Below are 21047 nucleotides of genomic sequence, written 5' to 3'. Positions count from 1 at the left end.
GCCTTAACTTGGATCAGAAGCAGCTTGCGCGTGCCCTGCTGGCACCAGCAGCACCAGCAAAGCCCCGGCCCCACCTTGCACTGGGCGCGCTTGGACAAAGGCCAGCACTTCTTTCTTTTGCACCAGCCAGCCTTGCACCCGGCCTTTGAGCACCGGGCTTTTACCCGGTGAGCCTAATCCCTTGCCGTGGATGATGCGCAGACAGCGCAAGCCACTGCGGTGTGCTTGGCGAATAAAAGCGCCCAAGGCTTCGCGGGCCTCGTCGGTGCGCAGGCCGTGCAGATCGAGCTGGCGCTGGATGCTCCAATGCCCAGCGCGCAGGCGGCGTGTGATTTCGATACCAATGCCGGGACGGCGGAAACTCAGTTGGTCATCGGTATCGAGCAGGGTACTGACATCAAAATCATCGCTGATGGATTCTTGCAGCACGCGCTCTTCGTCTAGCCACAGTTGCAGCGGCAGGGGTTCGGGTTGCGGGTGCTTGAGGTGGATGTGGTTGCGCTGGTGCAGCGGCTTGACCGGCCCTACGGCCCGACTGAACCACTGGCGCTCGGCCTCTTGGCGAGCGGCGGCCTCGCGGCGCTTTTGTTCTTCGGCTTGGGCTTTGGCTTGTGCCTCACGCCATTGCTGTGCCACCACGCCCAAGTCGTGCAGGCCCTCTAGGCGCACACTGGCCGGGCGGGGGGCTGGTGGCTGCTTGGTGCGCCGTGGGCGGGCTGCTGGCTGGGCTGGTGATCCCCCGGTGCCCGTGCTGCCTGCCAAGGCGCGGCTAGCGCGCACAGAGCGCGTTAATAACGCACTAGCATTAGCCAAGGCGCGGCGAGCTGCCCGCGCCGGACGCACAGAGGCGGGTGGGGTGACAGCAGTGCTGGCCCCTGCCGGGGGATGGCACGCTGCCTCTAGGGCATGGGCCAGTGCGGAACGCAGGGCACCCGAATCATTGTGGCTCATGCAGGCTATTTTGCTGCATCCCCCGGCGCTGGTGTGCCCGTGGCGGGCAGTACCCCTGCATACAGTGTTTGCAACCGCACTATGACCGGGTCTTGGGGGTGCAGTCCTTTGAGGCGCTCTAACTCGCTGCGCAGGCGTTCATGGGCTTTTAAGTCCCACAGGCCAGCCAACCAATACACCTCCGGGCTGCGGTCATCAGGGGGGCTGCTGTGGCGCAAGGACTGGTAGTTTCCTTCCAGCTCGGCCATTTTTTCAGGGGCGGGTGGCTTGGGGGTTGTAGCCGTTAGCTCCGGGAGGTTGCGCAGCCGCACCCCCCCGATGCGTGCGGTGCTGTCCGTGCGGGGGGTGCGCGCCATTTGCTGGGTAATCAGCAGCGGTAGCTGGCGGGTTTGCCGTTGTGGCTTGCCACGCACAATGCTGCTTTCGCTCTCCTCAATGCGCAGCACGCCGGCCTCTTGCCAGTCTTCCTGCAAGCCACTGCGGGCATACAGCAGGCGCACCTGCGCCCCCGGTGCCAGCCGTAGGCGGTCGCCCTCAAGCAGGCGGATCAGAGGCTCTACCGGCTGGGTCTTGTTGGCTAGCTCTAGCAGCACCTCGCCTTGCACACTCAGCACCATCGCCGAAGAGGCTTGCCCCCACGCCATGCCACAGACAACCATGCTGCTGCCCAGAACAGCCCACAAATGCCATTTTTTCATGATGCTTTTTCCTCCAATCCGATGACTTCAAACACCTCGGTGGGGCGGGTGCGCCCGCGCACCGTGATGGTGTCGCTGCGGCCCCGCACAAAGCCGGGGCCTGCCGCGTGCAGGGTGTCTTGGCTGGCCAAAATCACGCAGCCCAAGGTTTTGGTCATGCCCTCGAGCCGCGATGCAAGGTTGACGGTATCGCCAATGGCGGTGTATTCCATGCGCTGTGCAGTGCCGATATTGCCTGAAATCGCCATCCCGGTGTGAATACCAATACCAATGCGAAACGGTGGCAGGTTGCGCCCGGCAAAGCGCTGGAGCATCCACTGGTCAAACTCCTCAGCCACGGTGCGCAAATGCAGGGCGGCGGTCAGGGCACGGTGGGCGTGGTCGGCATTTTTGAGCGGGGCACCAAACTCGGCCATGATGGCATCGCCAATAAATTTGTCGATACAGCCGCCCTGTTCGGTCAGCACCGCGCAGGCCGCAGAAAAATAGTGGTTGAGCATCTCCACCACTTCTTCCGGGGTCAATTGCTCGCTGATGGTGGTGAAGTTGCGGATGTCGGTAAACAGCACCGTCATTTCGCAGCGCTCGCCGCCCAACTGTGGCATCTGGTCGGAATGGATTAGTGCCTCTACCACCCCCGGCTCCAGATAGCGCGAAAACATCAACCGGATGCGCTGGCGCTCGCGCTCACCGTGGGTAAAGCGCCAAGCGTAAATACCCATAAAACCGCACAGCGCCGTGAGTTGCAAATGCCCGGTAGACAGCAAACTATTGCGCCCCAAAGCGGCATAACTCAGGCCAGCGGCCAGCAGCCACAGCAGCGCACACAGCAGCAAACCACGCCAAAGCCGCTGCTGCCACCAGAACAGGCTGGCTGGTAAGGTAAGCAGCAGTGCCAAGCCGATGCGCGTGCTGGCCGGGGTGGCATCGAGCCAATGCCCTTGCAACAGCGCCTCGATGGTTTGCGCTTGGATTTCCATGCCCAGCATCAGCGGTGCTTGGCCCCAACCACGGCCATAGGGGGTGATATGGACATCGTTCATGCCGCCATAGCTGGCCCCAATCAGCGCTACCTTACCGCGCAGGGCTTGCACTTGCGGCAGACTCAGGGCATCGGGGCGCAGCAATTCGTGCATCGACACAGCGGGCACCGTGCCGGGCGGCCCAGCGTAGGCCAAGCGCAGGCGATCATCCACCGCCACCTTGCGCCCAGCAAACTGCCAACTATTGTCTGCCGCAGACTGGCCGCTGGCGTGCAGCGCCAGCAAAAACGGCAAAGAGCGCAAGCGCAGCCCTGAAGCGGCATCGGTGTATGCCACGGCAGGAGAGTAAGCGCGCAGCACACCATCAGCATCGGCTTGCAGGTTGGCAGCACCCACAAAGCGGGCCACGTCCCAGTCAGGCAGGGCGGCAAGGTAGTCGGGGGTGGGCAGCAACAGCTCGTCGGGGGCCTGCATTCCGGCCACCACCACTTGGCCGGTGGCCAAGGCTTGGCGCAGTGGCTGGTCAAACTGGCGTGCCGCCAAGGTAGGCATGGCCCCTAGTTTGGCCAACCATTGCTCAGGGCTGCTACTGAGCAAAAAGTCCATGCCCACGACCGTGGCACCAGCGGCGTGCAGGGTTTGGATGGCCTTGGCGTAATGTGGCCCCCAAAACACCAATGGTTCATCTGGAAACTGACTGAGGGTAGCCTCGTCGAGTTTCACCAGCACCACCCGCTCTACCGCATGGCGCTGCCCAGCTACCCTGAACCAAGCATCGCTGTACCACTGGTCTACGCTTTCGAGGGCACCTTGCCGCCAGAGGGTTTCGGTCAGGGCTAGCGAGCACAGAGCAATCAACGCGGCTGTGCCCCAACGGCGCAGGCTGAGTAGCTGCTGCCAACGTGGGGAGGTGGTGCTCAAAAATGCCATCACACTCTCCTTTAGAGCAAGCCCTTTTCTGCCATCGACAACGCAGCCCCCGGTGCCACGATCACATGGTCAAGCACGCGCACATCCACCATGCCTAATGCCGTTTTGAGAGTTTGCGTCAGGGCGTTATCGGCGGGGCTGGGCTGCACACTGCCGCTGGGGTGGTTGTGTGCCAACACCACGGCAGCGGCTTGGTGATGCAAGGCCCGCAGCAGCACTTCACGTGGGTAAACGCTGGTTTGCGTCAGGGTACCCCGGAACATTTCTTCGAGCGCCAGCAGCCGGTGTTGGGCATCTAAAAACAGTACGGCAAACACCTCGTGGCCCTTGTAGGCCAAGTGCAATTGCAGGTAATGCTTGACGGCATCGGGCGAGTCAAACACCTCGCCCTGTTGCAATTGCTGCGCCAGTGCGCGCCGGGCCAACTCCAACACTGCCACCAGTTCGGCCCGTTTGGCTGGCCCCAAGCCCTTGATGCGGGCTAAATCAGCCGCGCTGGTGTGCAGCAGGCCACCAATACCACCAAAACCGCCACGCAGTTGGCCGGTGGTGGCATCCGTGCTGGGCGGGTCGAGCAGCTCTTGTGCCATTTGCAACACGTTTTTGCCCGCAATGCCGGTGCGCAGCAAAATTGCCAGCAACTCCGCATCAGCCAGTGCCGCCGGGCCACGGGCCAGCAGTTTTTCACGCGGCAGGGTGTCGGCAGGAAGGTCTTTGAAGGACATGGTGCAAGAGCCTAGGGCAAACGTAAAATGCAGCCAGTTTATAGAGGCTTCTTATGGCAACCGTTCAACCGGGTTCGTTTCTGACCCTGCATTACCGTCTGGCGGGCCCCGCTGGCGACATCATCAATACCTTTGCCGATAAGCCCGCCACCCTGACGCTGGGCAGCGGCGAGCTGTCCCCAGCGGTAGAAGAGCGCCTGCTGGGCCTAGAAGAAGGCCAGCGCGCCACCTTTGAGCTGGCCGCTGGCGAGGCTTTCGGGCAACACAACCCCGATATGCAGCAATGGGTAGCGCGCAAGCTGCTCAATGATCTGGGTGACCCCGATGAGCGCTATGCCGTGGGCGAAGTGGTGGAGTTTGCCACCCCCGACGGCATGGCTACCTATGCTGGTGTGGTGGTACAAGTGGGCAATGCCGACAGCCCCAACGCCATTTTGGTGGACTTTAACCACCCTCTGGCAGGCCAGCCCGTGACCTTTGAAGTGCATGTGATTGGAGCGTTGTGAGCCAGCCGCAAGAAATTTTGTTGGCCGAGCCACGCGGTTTTTGTGCCGGGGTTGATCGCGCCATTGAGATCGTGGAGCGGGCGCTGCAAAAGTTTGGTGCCCCGATCCATGTGCGCCACGAAATCGTGCACAACACCTATGTGGTCAACGACCTCAAGGCCAAGGGTGCCATCTTTATTGAAGAGCTGGCCGAGGTGCCCCCCGGCGCGACGCTGGTATTCAGCGCACACGGCGTGAGCAAAGCGGTGCAAAACGAGGCCGAGGCACGGGGCTTTCGTATCTTTGATGCCACTTGCCCATTGGTAAGCAAAGTCCATGTCGAAGTAGCCAAGCTGGCACAAGAAGGCTACGAGTTCATCATGATTGGCCACAAAGGCCACCCAGAGGTAGAAGGCACCATGGGCCAGTTGGAGCATGGTATCCATCTGGTCGAGGATGTGGCCGATGTGGCCCGCGTGCAGCCCCTACAGACCAAGCTGCTGGCCGTGGTGACACAAACCACCTTGAGCGTCGATGATGCCGCAGAGATCACTGCCGCCGTGCGGGCGCGTTTCCCTAGCGTGCGCGAGCCTAAGCAGCAAGACATCTGCTACGCCACGCAAAACCGCCAAGATGCGGTCAAGGTGCTCAGTGCCCAAGTCGATTTGATGATCGTGGTGGGCAGCCCTACCAGCTCCAACAGCAACCGCCTGCGCGAGTTGGCCGTGAAATTGGGTATCCCCGCTTACATGGTCGATAGCGCAGAAGAGTTGCGCCCCGAATGGTTTGAAGGCGTGACCCGCGTCGGCCTGACCGCCGGAGCTTCGGCCCCTGAGATTTTGGTGCGCCAAGTGGTTGACCGCATCAAGGCGCTGGGAGCCGTATCGGTACGCACGGTGCCAGGTATGGAAGAGACTATCAAGTTCCCGCTGCCCAAGGGCCTCAAAATCGAGGCAGCTGTTTAGCGCTTAAGAAGTATTTCCATAGATCATGTTAAGTAATCCTGCGTAACTGATGTGGTTTTTGCGTATTCTAATTCTTAGAATAGATTTATAAATCACAGTGATGCTGGACTACTTAATTGTTTATAGGATTTAAGAGGCGTTAGCCTTCTCTTTTTATCTCGTTAGCTCGTGGGCCTTTTGATGAGATTGTTAGTACGAAGGATACTTTTGATCCTTCAATTAGAATTGATTCGCTGGCTGCGTCAGTCCATAAGAAAAATACATCACGACCTTTTTCTCTGCGGATAAATCCGTAACCTTTTATGGGAGAGTAATAATTGACTCCACCAAAAATCCTCTGGCCTTCATTAAGAATATCTTCATCTTTAGCCATGAATTGAATTTTCTTTTGTAATTGTTGGCGCGCAAATTTTCATTTTTTCTCTTAGACTTCTAGCGATTGATTTGTTGCTTCTCGCTAGAATGTTTATTCTGTAAACTATCTGATGATATTTTTTAATATATCCTAAACTAGAGCGAGTAGTTCTTGGGGTTTTTATGATTTTCGCAACAAGGCGGCGTGTTTTACGAATATCTGCATCACTGTAAATAGGAAGTATTTCTCGTAATTCTTTGCGAAAACGTTCTGCTTGACAATGGTTGAGTTGAGAAAGCTTGGCAACTCTACCTGATACTTTTTGATGGAGGTCGTGGTATTCTTTGTCGGTTTTGTTGAGTTCGGCAGAAATCAAGCATTCTCTAACCTCTTTTCGAATTTCTGCACGTTCATTTCGTCGAACTCTTGGTGCACCTCGATTTAACCAAAGACCGGTGACTTCCATTAATTTTTCAGGATTCGATGCAGATGTACATCGAGTTTTCTTTTGTTTTAATTTGAAACCACGAGATTTAAGCATTTTTGTGATGCTTTCTATTAAATCGGAAATCTTTTTCTTGCTAATAAGATTTTTTGAATATATTGTTATATCATCAATTAATCTTGTGTATGTAAATCCTTCTTCTTGAAGGCGACTGACTAATCTTGGCTCGATGTCAAAGAATACAAGGTTGGCTAAATATGAGCTTGCACATCCACCTTGAGGTAGTTTGTTGTCTTTTGTGCAAAGATTTGTAAGTATTTCTGCAATTTCTTCTGGTTGTTTTAGGAAGTTCTTAAAAATATTTAGTATACTTATTCTTGATACTTTTGGGTAAAAGTTTTCTATGTCAAGGGATATTATTGTTTCAGAATTACCATGCTCATATGCATTTTTTACGTAATCCCTTCCCTTGATCCCGCCATTTAAATAGCTTGGGAAATATACTTTCTCAAAAATTTCTCTATTAATTCGCTTTTGAATTAATTTTAGCTCTATTCGTGGCGATGAAACATCACGTTTTCCACCATCTTTTTTATCTATTTGAAAGTCATTGTATCTAGATGATGCTGCTCCAGCGATTGTTCGTAAATCATGGATAGATACTCCGAGAGTACGAGCAAGCGACTCCACGCGAGCAATAGGAGTCCCTAAGAATTTAGCCTTCATACATGAATTAAAAATAACAGACATCTAACTTCAATTGAGCATATTTATCACATAATCAATCAAAGATTTAAGAACTTCAAAACCACGGTACGCGTTGTATGCGTGATAAACAGTTCCAAGACCCCGACAGGCCTTATCAAATTTGGAACCTAACCCTTCAAGCTGAGAGGCTCCAATCTTTTTAGTGGTGCATGCACCACAATTACGCCGACCCAATTTTTTCTGCTTACGCATATGAAATTACCTCCGATGTTTTGAGTCATGCGGCGCATGACCCCGTTCAACTAAGGAGGTAGAGAAAACAATAACAACCTGTCAGGGCTTTAGACGTCTGTATATTCGTTCAACAATGGTGTGCCGTCGTCCTTTCTAGTCTTCTTCCCGTGTTACGGGCGTCGACTCCTAGGGGCATGCCGGTCGAGCCTACGCAAAATTGTTTTACGCAAGCGTCTTTTTCTTTCGAAAAAGACTCAGACTTGTTTTTCTAGGTCAGCTAATTTTCAAAGAGCGATAAGTCAGGCTTTCGCCTGATGGTTTCGCCATTTTATAGAAGATGTTGGTGTATTAAATAACATCTTTTTATAGATTTTTTTCTATTGATTTTACTATTGCAATCAATATTTTGCATATTTAAGGGGGTGCCTAAGTCCACAAATCCAGTGGCGGATTGGCGGCGATGGCGCGCAGCAGGTCGGTGCGTGAGACAAAGCCTTTCAGCTCGCCGCTGTCGTCTGTTACGGGCAGGCCGGGCAAGCCTGTTTCTAGCAGTACGCCCGCCAAGCGGCGCAACTCCGTATCTTCTGACACCGTAGGTATTGGGCTGACCATCACCTCCGACACCGGGCGGCGGGCATGCTCTAGCTGTTCGCCCACATTGCCGGGGGCGGGCAACAACTCTGGCGGCCCCATATCCGTGCGCAGCAGCAAGCCCACCACACGCCCGGCCCCATTGAGCACTGGCGCTTGCCCCACTTGATAGCGGGCAAACATCTCCCAAGCATCGTGTGCCCGCGCTGACATCGGCACCGTCAGGGCACCGCGTGTCATGACGTCGCGCACCAGCGTAAGCGGTTGTCGCTCAGGTGCTAGCCCACTGCTGTTGGCATAGGCCGACACTGCATCTTGGGCCAGCAACGTGCGCGGGGCAGCCGTAGCGCTGGGTGCAGGCAGTGGCATGGGCGGTGCTGCCTCTTCGCCATACAAACCGGCAGCACGGATGCGCAGGGCCTGTGGGCGGGTGACGGCGCGCACGGGAGAGATTTTGGCCAAGTTCTCTGGGCCGCCCCGGTACATCTGCCCTGAAGGGCCAAAGACAAAAAACATACGTTCTCCTAGTGGCCGCTGTGGATAAGCACAAGGTAAGGATGTTAGCGACACTGCCGCCTAAAATCAGCCCATGCTAGATATCCTCCTCCTCCGCAAAGACCTCGCTTCGGCCATCGCCCGGCTGGAAACCCGCAAAACCCCCCAGGCATTTTTGAATGTCGAGGCGTTTCAGGCCCTCGAAGCCGAACGCAAAACCTTGCAAACCCGCACCGAAGAGTTGCAGGCCCAGCGCAACCAACTGTCCAAGCAGATTGGTATGCTCATGGGCAAGGGCGACAAAGACGGTGCCGAGGCCGCCAAGGCCCAAGTAGCGGCCTCTAAAACCGAACTAGAGCAATCGGCCACCCGCCTAGAGCAAATCCAAGCCGAGTTGCAAACTCTGTTGCTGGCTGTGCCCAACCTGCCGCACGAGAGCGTGCCCGTGGGCAGCGACGAAACCGGCAATGTCGAAGTGCGCCGCTGGGGCACCCCACGCAGCTTTGACTTTGATGTCAAAGACCATGTGGATGTGGGCACGCCGCTGGGGCTGGACTTTGATATGGGCGTCAAGCTCTCTGGCTCGCGCTTTACGGTGATGAAGGGTGGCATTGCCCGCCTGCACCGTGCTTTGGCCCAATTCATGTTGGACGTGCAAACGCAAGAGCATGGCTATACCGAATGCTACGTGCCCTATGCCGTTAATGCCGACTCGCTCAAGGGCACCGGCCAGTTGCCCAAGTTTGAGGGCGACTTGTTTGCCGCCAAAAAGGGCGGCCAAGATGGCGAACCCGTGCCCGACAACGCCGCGCTCTACCTGATTCCGACCAGTGAAGTACCGCTGACCAATTTTGTCCGCGATGTGGTGGTGTCAGAAGCCGAACTGCCGATCAAACTGACGGCGCACACCCCCTGCTTTCGCTCCGAAGCCGGTAGCTATGGCCGCGATACGCGCGGCATGATCCGCCAGCACCAGTTTGACAAGGTGGAGATGGTGCAAATCGTCCACCCCGAACAAAGCTATGCCGCGCTCGAAGACATGGTCGGCCACGCTGAAGCTGTTTTGCAAAAGCTAGGCTTGCCCTACCGCGTCATGAGCCTGTGCAGCGGCGATATGGGCTTTGGCGCGTCCAAAACCTACGACCTCGAAGTGTGGCTGCCCGCCCAAGGCACCTACCGCGAGATCAGCTCGGTCAGTAACTGTGAAGCCTTCCAAGCGCGCCGCCTGCAAGCGCGCTTCAAGAATGCCCAAGGTAAGAACGAGCTGGTACACACCTTGAACGGTTCGGGCTTGGCCGTGGGCCGTTGCTTGGTGGCGGTGCTAGAAAACTACCAAAACCAAGACGGCAGCGTGACGGTGCCTGAAGCGTTGCGCCCTTATTTGGGTGGGTTGGAACGCCTCGCCCCCTGAGTGCGTTCAATGGTCTTTTGCTTTGTGCTGAGACGGCATAAAGCAAAAAATTACAAAATGTAAAGGTTCTTACCTTTTGCATATGAACCGCCCTCTGCCCTTTGCTCCTTCTACCCCCTCGTCTGACCAAGACCCCGGTTTTTTTTCCCACCACGGTATCTGGTCGCTGGGCATACGGCTGTTTCGTCAGTTGCGCTTTGGTGCTAAGGCAGCCATCGTCAGCATCTTGTTTCTGATTGCCACCCTGATCGGGGTAGCGCTGTATCTGAGTAGTGCCCAGCAGGGTATTGAGCAGCTACGCAAAGAGCAGGCGGGGGTGTTGATTGCGGGTCGGTTGGCCCCGGTGCTGCGCGCGCTCACTGACCTGCGCAACGCCAGCCGCGCCCAAGGTGTGGGCTACTCGGCGGCAGCGCCACTGCTGGTGCAGGCCCATGCCGATTTGCACCAAGCTGAAGAGGCGCTGCGTTTGGTAGAAGGAAGTTATGTCGAACGCTTGGGGCTGGTGCAAGAGGCTGTGCAACTGCACCAAGCACTGGAGGCTTTGCCAGACAAGGCCGACATCAAGGCGATTGAGGCGGTATTACAAAAAACGGTGGACTACTACAACCTGATGTCCGCCCGCTCTGGGGTCATTCTCGACTCGGATGCTGCCGATCTACAGCTGCTCATGGCTTACACCCGTGAGGTGCCTTTCTTGGCCGAGGCGGTGGGGCAAATGCGCAGTTGGGGCACGGTAGCGTTAGTGACGCAGTTGCAAGACCCTGCTGCCATACAGCGGTTGTTTGGTTGGAGCGCACGGGCACAAAAGCATGTGATGGAGAGCAAAGCTTGGCTCCAAGGGGTCATCCAAGCGGCACCCACCGTAGAAAAGCAACTTGACCTAGCGGTGCTAGAGCGTGCCCAAACCTATGTGGCCCAAGTAAACAAGGTATTTGCCAAGGCCGACCCGGCTTTGGTGGCCGATGTAGATGGCTGGTGGCGTCAGGGCAGCCAGTTGGTGGTCGATTTGTACGCTACCCAAGCGGCCGCCATGCAAATGGCTCACCAACGCCTAGAGGCCCGTTTGGTGGCCGCCAAAACTGAGCGCAATCTGTCGATGGGCTTGATTTTGCTGGCCTTGGCGCTGGCGGGTTATTTTTTCTACAGTTTTTACTGTGTGATGGATGGTGGCCTGAAAGAAACGCGCCGCCACCTAGAAGCCATGAGCAGTGGTGATTTGACCACCCAGCCCAGCCCTTGGGGGGCGGACGATATTGCTGCGCTGATGTTGTCCTTGCGCCAGATGCAAGATTCACTGCGGGCCATTGTGGGCGATATGCACGTAGCCAGCGATGAGATCGTCGGCTCCAGTGCCGATATTGCCGAAGGCTCAATCGATTTGTCGGCGCGCACTGAAGCGGCAGCCAGCACCTTACAAGAAACGGCACATGCCCTTGCGCAGATTTCTGGCACCATCCAAAACAGTGCGCAAAACGCCGAGCAGGCTGCCGCAATGGCTACCGACAACGCTAAAACTGCGCACGAGGCCGGGCAAATCATGCAGCGCATGGTGGCCACGATGGATGACATCGGCACCGCTTCGGGCAAGATCAATGACATTATTGGCACTATTGATGGTATTGCCTTTCAGACCAACATCTTGGCACTCAACGCTGCCGTAGAAGCCGCCCGTGCCGGAGAGGCCGGTCGCGGTTTTGCCGTCGTAGCCACTGAGGTGCGCAATTTGGCCCAACGCAGCGCTGCTGCCTCGCATGAAATCCGCCAACTGATCAGTGACAACGTCGTGCAAGCCCTCCAAGGCGTGCAGGTGGCCAATGAGGCCGGAGCTTCTATTGCCAAGGTACAGGCCAACGCCGATCGTATCGGCCAGTTGATTGGTGACATCGCCGCAGATGCCCGTGCGGGTGCTCAAGGCATTGTGCAGGTAGATGAGGCCACCAAAACGCTGGAGCACAGCACGCAGCAAAATGCGGCATTGGTCGAGCACACTGCTGCTGCCTCCACCACCTTGCGCGAACAGGCACAAGCGTTGTCCGAGCGCGTGGCCCGGTTTCGTATGTCCTGATCTGTGCAAGGGGTTGGCTTTAGCTCAAGCGCATTTGGTGCCGTGCAATCTGCACCCGCACCTGCGCCGGGGCCGTGCCGCCCAAGGTGTTGCGTGCGTTGAGCGAGCCGCGCAGGCTCAACACTTCATACACATCCTTTTCAATCGAGGCGTGAAAGCCTTGCAGCACCGTCAGGGGTAGCTCAGACAAATCACAGGCATGGGCGGTGGCAGCTTTGACTGCATGGGCCACGGTTTCGTGGGCATCGCGGAAGGGCAGGCCCTTTTTGACCAGATAGTCAGCCAGATCGGTGGCGGTGGCGTAGCCCTTCTTGGCAGCATCTTCCATGGCTTGGGCATTGACGGTAATACCGCCTTCTTTGGCACCCGTGGCTGGGTTGATTTGGCCGCCCACCATCTCAGCAAAAATGCGCAGCGTGTCTTTGAGCGTGTCCACGGTGTCAAACAGTGGCTCTTTGTCTTCTTGGTTGTCTTTGTTGTAGGCCAGTGGTTGGCCCTTCATCAGCGTAATGAGGCCCATCAGATGGCCGACCACGCGCCCGGTTTTGCCGCGTGCCAGTTCAGGCACATCGGGGTTTTTCTTCTGCGGCATGATCGAGCTGCCGGTAGTAAAGCGGTCGGCAATTTTGATAAAGCCAAAATTTTGGCTCATCCAGATAATCAGTTCTTCCGACAGGCGGCTGATATGCACCATGCACAGGCTGGCAGCGGCAGTGAACTCGATGGCAAAGTCGCGGTCGCTCACGGCATCGAGGCTGTTTTGGCACACGCCTTCCATGCCCAGCGTGCGAGCCACGCGCTCGCGGTCGAGCGGGTAGGTGGTACCCGCCAGTGCGGCGCTGCCCAAGGGCAACACATTGGTGCGCTTGCGCACATCGGCCATGCGCTCGGCATCGCGGGCAAACATTTCGACATAGGCCAGCAGGTGGTGGGCAAAGCTCACGGGCTGGGCCACTTGCAGGTGCGTAAAGCCGGGCAAAATTACGTCGATGTTTTGGGCGGCCACTTCTACCAGTGCCTTTTGCAGCTCGGTCAGCAGGCCGCCAATCAGGTCGATCTCGCTGCGCAGCCACAGACGCACATCGGTAGCTACTTGGTCGTTGCGGCTGCGGCCTGTGTGTAGGCGTTTGCCTGCATCGCCCACCAGTTGCGTCAGGCGGGCTTCGATGTTCAGGTGAACGTCTTCTAAGTCCAGTTTCCATTCAAACTGACCGGACTCAATTTCTTGGCTGATTTGTGCCATACCGCGCTCGATGGCAGCGTGGTCGGCTGGGGCAATGATGCCTTGTGCCGACAGCATCTCGGCGTGCGCCAAGCTGCCTGTGATGTCGGCTTGCCACAGGCGCTTGTCAAAGAAAACGCTAGAGGTGTAGCGCTTGACCAAATCGCTCATGGGTTCAGAAAACAGCGCTGACCAAGCCTGTGCTTTGGTGTCGAGTTGGTTGTGTGAGGGGGGGGTAGCTTGGCTGGTGGGCATGGGAGGGCAATAATCCGGTGAAACAGACACCCGGAACACCCGGATGCCGCAATGCAGAAGCCGCGAATTTTATCGACCCCGCTCCATCGGCCCGATGCCATCGCTACACAGCCGCAAGGGCGGGTGGAGATTGGGCGCGTGTTGGTCTTTGATGCCTGCGATGCAGGTGTGGTGTTGCGGGCGGTGCTGTTTGTCGAAACTGTGGTCGGGGTGGGTGCCTTGTTTGGCAGCCAGAGTGCGCTAGAGTGGTTGGCCCGGCTAGCGTTGCTCACGGGGGTGGTGCTGCCTGCCACACTGGCTTGGCTGCTCATCGCCTGTAGCCTGAAACAACGCCTGCAAGGCTTGGGCGTGGCGGGCCAACTGGCCGCCGGGGTGCTGTTGGGTGCGTTGGCGGGCTTGTATGCTTGCACCATCCTCGCGTGGATAGATGCGGTGCAGCAGCCTGTGCCGTGGCTGGCCAGTGCTGCCAGCGGTGCCCTATTGGCTGCCATGCTGGTGGTGGCCTTGGTGCTGAGGGCGCAGGCCCGCACCCCAGCCGCCACCACAGCCCGGCTGACCGAGTTGCAATCGCGCATCCGGCCCCATTTTTTGTTCAATACCCTCAACAGTGCTATTGCCTTGGTGCGCGATGAACCGGCTAAGGCCGAGGCGCTGCTGGAAGACCTGAGCGACCTGTTTCGCAGTGCCCTGACTGAGCAGGGCGAGACCGTGACGCTGGAAGAAGAAATCACCCTCGCCCGTCGTTATCTAGCCATTGAGCAGGTGCGCTTTGGCGAGCGCTTGCAAGTGCAATGGCGTTTGGATTCGCGTGCCGACGCCGCCTTGTTGCCGCCGTTGTTGTTGCAGCCCTTGGTAGAGAACGCCGTCAAGCATGGCGTCGAGCCTTGTGCGCGGGGCGGAAAATTGCGTGTTTGTACCGAACTGCGGAGCAGCCGGGTGGTGGTGCGTATTACCAACACCCTGCCAGTGGCCCACCCATCTGGGAGTGCTGCGGGCACCAAAGGCCACGGCATTGCCTTGGCCAATGTGCGCGCCCGGCTGCTGTTGCTGCATGATGTGCAGTGTGATTTCAGGGCGGGCGTTCACGGCGATGTTTATGAAGTGCGCATCACCCTGCCTGCCCCTGCTTCTGCCTGATACCGCCATGAACATCCTGATCGTTGACGATGAACCACTGGCCCGCAGCCGTTTGCACACCCTGCTGGCTGAAGGGGGGGCTCACCAGCTGGCCGAGGCCGCCACCGCCCATGAAGCCTTGGCTTTGCTGGCAGCGGGCGACGGGCCAACCTTTGATGTGCTGTTGCTCGATATCCACCTGCCCGGCCAAGATGGTTTGCAATTGGCCCGGCATTTACGCACCTTGGTCCACGCCCCTGCCGTGGTGTTTGTCACGGCACATACCGAACATGCCCTGAGTGCCTTTGAGTTGGATGCTGTGGACTACCTGACCAAGCCGGTGCGCCGTGAACGATTGCAACAGGCACTGGCTAAAGTGGGGCGGGTGCTGGCTGCACCGCCTGCGCTGGGCCTAGAACCCGCCGTGGGCGAGGTGCTGCTGATCCAAGATCGGGGCCGCACCGAGCGCGTGCCTTTGGCCGAGGTGCTGTATTGCAAAGCAGAACTCAAATACGTCACCGTGTGTACTGCCACGCACAGCTATGTGCTCGATGATGCTTTAAGTGACTTAGAGGCCCGTTATGGCGCGCATTGGGTGCGTATCCACCGCAATGCGCTGGTGGCCCGCCATGCCATCCGTGCGCTAGAAAAACACCGCGATCCGCAAGAGGGCGAAGTCTGGGCAGTGCGTCTGCATGGGCTGGCACAGTGGCTGACGGTATCGCGGCGGCAGGTGCCGGTAGTGCGCGAAGCCCTGATGGCTTAAGGGCCAGCCCGCCGGTTTAGCGCGTACTGCCACCGCTGGCCCGGATGGCTGCCAGCATGGTGGGATCAATCCAAGCGCTGGCCTGCCGATAGACCGGGGCTAGCGTAGTGCGCCACAGCGCCAGCTCTGGGGCCGTAGGCTCATGCACGGTGAGTCTGCCGCTGGCCTTGAGCAACTCCAGCGCCCGTTGGTTTTCTGCTTCGGCAATGCTGTTGGCATATTGCGTAGCCTCGCGCAAAGCCAAACGCAGGGCTTCGCGAATATCAGCGGGCAGCTTGTCCCAAAACTGCCGGTTCACTAGCACCACATACGCCAGATAGCCATGCCGGGTTACGCTCAAATGGCTTTGTACATCGTGCAGGTGCTGGCTGTAAATATTAGTGGGCACGTTTTCTTGGCCATCGAGTTGGCCGGAGCGCAGGGCTTCATACACATTAGCCATTGGGTGGATGGATACATCGGCCCCCAACGCCTTCATTTGTGAGACCAAAATCCGCGATGATTGAATCCGAATCTTGCTCCCGCGAAAGTCCGCTGGACTCAGCAGTGGCCGGTTGGCAGTAAACACCTTAAAACCGTTGTCCCAAAATGCCAGCCCTTGCAGGCCGCTGGGTTCTAAGCGCCGCAGCAGGGAGGCTCCCACCGGGCCATCCACGGCAGCCCGAAAGGCTGCATGGTCTTTGAACAAAAAAGGCAGGTCAAAGACTTCGAAATCGCTGCCGCCCACGGTAGCGAGCTTGGACAGCGAGGTAGCCAGCATTTGCACGGCACCAATTTGCAGCGCCTGCAATTCCTCTCGGTCTTTGTAAAGTGTGCTGTCGGGGTAGACCTCTACGCGCACTCGGCCTGCGGTGCGCGCCTCGGCTAGTTCTTTAAATTTCAGCGCTGCTTTGCCTTTGGCAGTATCGGCACCCACCACATGGCTGAACTGGATCACGATGGGGTCATGGGCAGTTTGTGCTTGGGCCGTGGTGTAGGCCAAGGGCCAGCCGCCCGCCACGGCTAGTGGCAGTGCGCAGGCAAAGCTGCGGCGTGTCAAAGCCGGGGTGGAGTCTGGAGAGGAGCTGGTGCTGCGCATACTGCTGTGTGTTGACATCCACACTATAGAAAAATTCTAATTTATCTCAATAGATTGAATCACCAATTTCGCGCGCGCAACCTGACGCTCGGTGTTCGCGTCAAGCAGACCTATTGCATTTTGAGTTGTGCACATCATTCTGCGGAAATTAGATGTGAGGGGCTGGTAGGTGGTGTATCGTCCTTTATACGATTTCTGTGCGAAAACAGAGAGATCACCCAGACGAAGAACACGGGCACAAAAATTACCCCAAGCACCGTAGCGCTCAACATGCCACCAATCACGCCTACGCCTAACGAGCGTTGACTTGCAGCGCCAGCTCCAGAAGCCATCACTAACGGTACCACGCCAAGAATGAAGGCCAGTGACGTCATTACGATGGGGCGAAAACGCAGCCGGGCAGCCCCCAAGGCCGCGTCAATAAGTGAGTGTCCTTCCTCGTGCAGGCTCTTGGCAAACTCTATGATGAGAATGGCATTCTTCGCGGCCAGACCAATGATGGTGATGAGGCCAACCTTAAAGTACACGTCGTTGGACATGCCCGTCACTGTCACTGCCAGCACCGCACCAAAAGCGCCAATCGGGACGATCAGCATCACAGACACAGGAACCGTCCAGCTTTCGTAGAGAGCGACTAACAGCAGAAAGACTGCAAGAATTGCTAGAGCAAACAGAAATGGCGCTTGACCACCTGCTTGGCGCTCCTGAAGAGACAGTCCAGTCCATTCATGGCCGATGCCCTTGGGCAGCTCGGCCATGATGCGCTCCAGTTCTGCCATTGCCTCGCCAGTACTGTGACCAGGTGCTGCATCGCCATTGATCTTGAATGCTGGATAACCGTTGTAGCGAGAGATCTGTACAGGCCCAGTTTCCCAACGTGCGTTCACAAAGGCGCTTAGAGGAACTTGTGTTCCGCTTTTGCTTGGTACGTGTAACTGCATGACGCTCTCTGGCGTCATGCGACTTCGCACATCTGCCTGGATTACGACGCGCTGCAAGCGCCCGGCATTGCCAAAGTCGCTGACCATTGCAGACCCGTAGGCTGTTGAAATAGCTGTATTGAGCACATCAAAGCCTACCCCAAAGGTCTCAGCCTTAGCCCGATCAACATCTAACCGCAGTTGTGGCGCATCCTGAAGCCCTTCCATCATCGCGTAAGCAATAACCGGCGTCGTATTCGCGCGCTGTAGCAATTGGTCTCTGGCCTCAATCAGGGCATCACGACCTAAGCCACCACGGTCTTGCAATCGCAACGAGAACCCTCCAGAGTTCCCCAGCCCTTCTATCGGTGGCGGTGTAACAGCCATCACAGTGCCGTCTTTGTTGCCCGCAAAGCGTTCGTTGAGCGCAGCTGCTTCCGCCGCAGGCGATTGATCTGCACTGCGCTCTGACCAGTTCTTCATGTTGGGAAAGCCCAATGCCGCGTTCTGGCCCATACCAGAGAAGCTGAACCCGAGAATGCTGAAGCTCGATGCTACGCTCTCACGTGACATGAGAAACTGATCGACCTCGGTAACTAGCTTTTCCGTTCGCGAATAGGTTGCGCCCGGAGGCAGTTGTATGTCAACGATCAGGTAACCCTGATCCTCAACGGGCACGAAGGACTCAGGCACGCGCACGTACATAAATGCCAACATTACAACGATGATGCCGTAGACCAGCATGTACCGGCCCGTGCGGCGAAGCAGCCGGCAGTTGAGTGCCTCAAAGCGTGCAGTCAGTGCTTCAAAGCGTCGGTTGAACCAACCCAGCAATCCCTGCTTTTCTGCATGATGGCCCTTTGGGATGGGCTTGAGCAACGTTGCGCAAAGGGCTGGTGTGAGTGTGAGGGCGAGAAAGCCTGAGAACAGAATAGATACCGCTAATGACAAGGAAAACTGTCGATAGATCACGCCCACCGAGCCGCTCATGAATGCCAACGGGAGAAACACGGCTGTCAGAACAAGGGTAATGCCTACGAGGGCACCACTCACCTCGCCCATCGCCTTGACCGTCGCTTCCTTTGGCGATAAGCCCTCTGTGGCCATGATGCGCTCTACGTTCTCCACCACGACAATGGCGTCGTCTACCAAAATGCCGATAGCCAGCACCATGCCAAACATCGTCATCATGTTCACAGAGAAGCCGAGAACGTACATCACTGCAAACGTTCCCAGCAAGCACACAGGTACAACGATAGATGGAATCAGGGTGTAGCGGAAGTTCTGTAGGAACATGAACATCACTAGGAACACCAGAACCATAGCCTCCAACAGCGTATACAACACCTTTGTGATGGCTACCTTAACGAAGGTCGAGGTATCGAAAGCAATCGAATACTCCATATCCGCCGGAAAAGCAGTTGACAGCTCTGCCAGCCGCGCCTTGACGGCATCTGCCGTCTGAATGGCATTGCCACCCGGTGTAAGCTGTACGGCCGCAGCAACTGCTTGGCGGCCATCCTTACGGCTTTCTAGGTTGTAGTCTTGGCGACCAATTTCTAGGCGGGCGACATCAGCGAGCCGCACGGAAGATCCATCTAGATTTGCCCGCAAGATGATTTTGCCAAACTCGTCTGGGGATTCAAGCAGGCCCTTGACGGCTAGGGTAGCGGTTAGCTCTTGATCTGCGTTACCTGGCCGTCCGCCAAAGCTGCCAGCTGGAACTTGCACGTTCTGCGCTGCAATGGCTGCATTCACGTCGGCAATGGATAGACCGAATCCCAGCAGTTTTTGCGGGTCAATCCAGACCCGCATGGCAGCCTCTGCTCCAAAAAACTGCAACCTACCCACGCCAGGCAGACGCCGGATTTCGTTGTTGATATTGCGTACTGCGTATTCGCCCAAATTTACGACATCCTTGCCTGACGTATCTCCTTTGTATGAGAGTGCGTAGATCAACAGAAATCCGGAGTTGGCCTGCTCAACTTGCAGTCCTTGCTGGGTCACTACAGCAGGCAACCGAGACTCAGCCTTCTTCAGGCGGTTCTGAACGTCTACCTGGGCCAGTGCTGGATCGGTGCCTGGCTTAAAGGTCACGCTGATTTCACCACTGCCGCTGGAGCTGGATGACTCGAAATAGAGCATCCCCTTGGCACCATTGAGTTCTTCTTCCAGCACACTGGTGACGGACTCGACCACAGTGGTGGCCGACGCACCAGGATATGTGGCGAGGACTGAAATTTGTGGCGGTGCAACGTCTGGAAACTGCGAGACAGAAAGAGACGGGAGGGCCAGCAGTCCGGCCAAGGTGATGAAGATGGCAATGACCCACGCAAAGTTGGGCCTGCCGATGAAAAATCGGGACATGTCTATCGATCCTGTTGAGGCCAGATAAGAATGCTGGGTGTGCTCACTGAGCAGCCTTGCTACCCGTCTCAGGGGCGCTGGCAGAGGGGGCGGGCATTGGTTGCGCGTGTGCAACCGTCACTTGGTCGCCCGGATTAACAGCCGGGCCACCAATAATCACGCTATCTCCGGTTTTGAGACCATTGAGGATGTGCCAGTCCGAGCCATACATTGCGCCTGTTTGCACAGGGCGTGCTTGGACTTTTTGATCTGCACCAACAATCAGTACCTGTGCTTGTCCATCGCTTGTACGTTTGACGGCGCGCTGTGGTACCAGCATCGCAGCCTGTTCTGTTCCCTGCGACGTTCGAACTCTCACATACATACCCGGCAACAGCAGCCCATCGTCGTTCGGAAACTCACCCCGCAGAGAGATTTTTCCGCTGCTGCGATCGACGGTGACATCGGCAAAGATTAACTTACCTTCTCTTATTTTGTTCGAACCTTCCACCGCTAACGATAACTTCGAGTGGATCAGCTTGCCATCGTGCAAGGGCATTGCCCCAGCCTGTGATTCGCGTGCACGCACTGTGTCAGTGACCGATTGCGTGAAGTCTGCATAGATGGGATTTAGTTGCTGGATGGTGGCAAGCGCCGTGGCCTCTCCTGCTTGGCCCACTAGCGCACCTTCCGTCACTGCCGCGCGCCCAATGCGCCCTGCAATGGGGGCAGTGACACGGGTGTAGGCTAGGTTAAGTTGGGCCGTCTCCACATCGGCCTGCGCTGATGTGCGTGCAGCTTGGGCTAATTGGAGCGTAGTCTGTGCCGTATCGAGGTCTTGTTGACTGATGGCATCCATCTTGGCCAAAGGCGTGTATCGATTTATTACTGTCTGCGCGTTTCCGACAGCGGCATCTGCTTTAGCCAGTTCGCCTTGTGCTCGTGAAAGGGCGGCCTTGTATTGGGCAGGATCGATGGTAAATAATAACTGCCCCGCCTTGATAGCGGCCCCTTCTTGGAAGTGCTTGGTGAGCACGATGCCCGCAACACGTGCTCGCACCTCGGCCACTTTGGTCGCTGAGATACGTCCTGGTAGTTCTTGCATCAGTTCAAGTATGCGCGGCTGAACGATCAGGACATTGACTTCCGCAGCGCCCGGTGCTTGCACTTGTCCGTTCTGTCCTTGGTCGCCGCCGCAGCCAAGTAGCAATACCGAGACCGCTAGCGCCACACCAGCTGCCATGCTCCACCGATCTGTAGTACCCCTCGCCATGAATTTCCCCTATTGCGCCCACCTCACTGC

Annotated in this window: 17 protein-coding genes; 6 read left to right on the top strand and 11 right to left on the bottom strand. The window is 56.9% G+C overall.

From position 1 onward, the window contains the following. Positions 1-3: 3 nt before the first annotated feature. From BMX55_RS04840 to radC, 4 genes are all read right to left on the bottom strand, one after another. A complete protein-coding gene (locus BMX55_RS04840) occupies positions 4-636 on the bottom strand; it encodes a Smr/MutS family protein (protein WP_425432051.1) in 633 nt (210 codons plus the stop codon). Positions 637-956: 320 nt separating this feature from the next. After that, entirely contained in the window at positions 957-1649 is a 693-nt protein-coding gene (locus tag BMX55_RS04835; protein ID WP_091453717.1) for a hypothetical protein, read from the bottom strand. After that, positions 1646-3562 (bottom strand): adenylate/guanylate cyclase domain-containing protein, encoded by a 1917-nt coding sequence (locus BMX55_RS04830; RefSeq protein WP_091453714.1) that lies wholly within the window; start codon positions 3560-3562, stop codon positions 1646-1648. The genes BMX55_RS04835 and BMX55_RS04830 overlap by 4 nt, the downstream gene beginning before the upstream one ends. Before the next feature lie 11 nt (positions 3563-3573). Next, the gene (radC, locus tag BMX55_RS04825) at positions 3574-4287 is read right to left on the bottom strand and encodes a RadC family protein (RefSeq protein ID WP_091453711.1); all 714 of its coding nucleotides are present in this window, start codon (positions 4285-4287) and stop codon (positions 3574-3576) included. 53 nt (positions 4288-4340) lie between these two features. Here radC and BMX55_RS04820 point away from each other — a divergent pair, with 53 nt between their 5' ends. Both BMX55_RS04820 and ispH read left to right on the top strand, forming a co-directional pair. Next, a complete protein-coding gene (locus BMX55_RS04820) occupies positions 4341-4793 on the top strand; it encodes an FKBP-type peptidyl-prolyl cis-trans isomerase (RefSeq protein ID WP_091453708.1) in 453 nt (150 codons plus the stop codon). Continuing rightward, positions 4790-5737 (top strand): 4-hydroxy-3-methylbut-2-enyl diphosphate reductase, encoded by a 948-nt coding sequence (gene ispH, locus BMX55_RS04815; RefSeq protein ID WP_091453706.1) that lies wholly within the window; start codon positions 4790-4792, stop codon positions 5735-5737. Before BMX55_RS04820 ends, ispH begins: the two co-directional genes overlap by 4 nt. Positions 5738-5876: 139 nt before the next feature. Here ispH and BMX55_RS04810 read toward each other — a convergent pair whose 3' ends face one another. The 3 genes from BMX55_RS04810 to BMX55_RS04800 form a co-directional block, all read right to left on the bottom strand. Beyond that, positions 5877-6110, bottom strand: a complete 234-nt coding sequence (locus BMX55_RS04810; RefSeq protein ID WP_091453703.1) for a retron Se72 family effector protein — start codon at positions 6108-6110, stop codon at positions 5877-5879. Further along, the gene (locus tag BMX55_RS04805; protein WP_091453700.1) at positions 6103-7287 is read right to left on the bottom strand and encodes a reverse transcriptase family protein; all 1185 of its coding nucleotides are present in this window, start codon (positions 7285-7287) and stop codon (positions 6103-6105) included. Before BMX55_RS04805 ends, BMX55_RS04810 begins: the two co-directional genes overlap by 8 nt. 618 nt (positions 7288-7905) lie before the next feature. Next, entirely contained in the window at positions 7906-8586 is a 681-nt protein-coding gene (locus tag BMX55_RS04800) for a CBS domain-containing protein (protein ID WP_091453698.1), read from the bottom strand. A gap of 73 nt (positions 8587-8659) precedes the next feature. On the opposite strand from BMX55_RS04800, the gene serS reads away from it, so the two are divergent. Both serS and BMX55_RS04790 read left to right on the top strand, forming a co-directional pair. Continuing rightward, on the top strand, positions 8660-9976 hold the full coding sequence (serS, locus tag BMX55_RS04795) for a serine--tRNA ligase (protein WP_091453695.1): 1317 nt from the start codon (positions 8660-8662) through the stop codon (positions 9974-9976). A gap of 82 nt (positions 9977-10058) precedes the next feature. Further along, the gene (locus BMX55_RS04790; protein ID WP_091453692.1) at positions 10059-12041 is read left to right on the top strand and encodes a methyl-accepting chemotaxis protein; all 1983 of its coding nucleotides are present in this window, start codon (positions 10059-10061) and stop codon (positions 12039-12041) included. Positions 12042-12060: 19 nt separating this feature from the next. On the opposite strand, the gene argH is transcribed toward BMX55_RS04790, so the two are convergent. After that, positions 12061-13518 (bottom strand): argininosuccinate lyase, encoded by a 1458-nt coding sequence (gene argH / locus BMX55_RS04785; RefSeq protein WP_091453689.1) that lies wholly within the window; start codon positions 13516-13518, stop codon positions 12061-12063. 51 nt (positions 13519-13569) lie between these two features. Between argH and BMX55_RS04780 the strand changes: the two genes are divergently transcribed. Then, positions 13570-14655 (top strand): sensor histidine kinase, encoded by a 1086-nt coding sequence (locus BMX55_RS04780; protein ID WP_091453686.1) that lies wholly within the window; start codon positions 13570-13572, stop codon positions 14653-14655. Positions 14656-14662: 7 nt separating this feature from the next. Further along, positions 14663-15400, top strand: coding sequence for a LytR/AlgR family response regulator transcription factor (locus tag BMX55_RS04775; protein WP_091453683.1), 738 nt, complete (start codon positions 14663-14665; stop codon positions 15398-15400). Positions 15401-15416: 16 nt separating this feature from the next. Here the strand turns inward: BMX55_RS04775 and BMX55_RS04770 are convergent, their stop codons facing one another. From BMX55_RS04770 to BMX55_RS04760, 3 genes are all read right to left on the bottom strand, one after another. Next, positions 15417-16478, bottom strand: coding sequence for a DctP family TRAP transporter solute-binding subunit (locus tag BMX55_RS04770; RefSeq protein WP_091453680.1), 1062 nt, complete (start codon positions 16476-16478; stop codon positions 15417-15419). Between the two features lie 134 nt (positions 16479-16612). Next, on the bottom strand, positions 16613-19765 hold the full coding sequence (locus BMX55_RS04765) for an efflux RND transporter permease subunit (protein WP_091453676.1): 3153 nt from the start codon (positions 19763-19765) through the stop codon (positions 16613-16615). A gap of 43 nt (positions 19766-19808) precedes the next feature. Next, on the bottom strand, positions 19809-20987 hold the full coding sequence (locus BMX55_RS04760) for an efflux RND transporter periplasmic adaptor subunit (protein ID WP_091453673.1): 1179 nt from the start codon (positions 20985-20987) through the stop codon (positions 19809-19811). Positions 20988-21047 lie beyond the last annotated feature (60 nt).

It is taken from the genome of Giesbergeria anulus (assembly GCF_900111115.1).
GTDB lineage: Bacteria > Pseudomonadota > Gammaproteobacteria > Burkholderiales > Burkholderiaceae_C > Simplicispira > Simplicispira anulus.
This window is presented reverse-complemented; position numbering and strand designations above follow the sequence as displayed.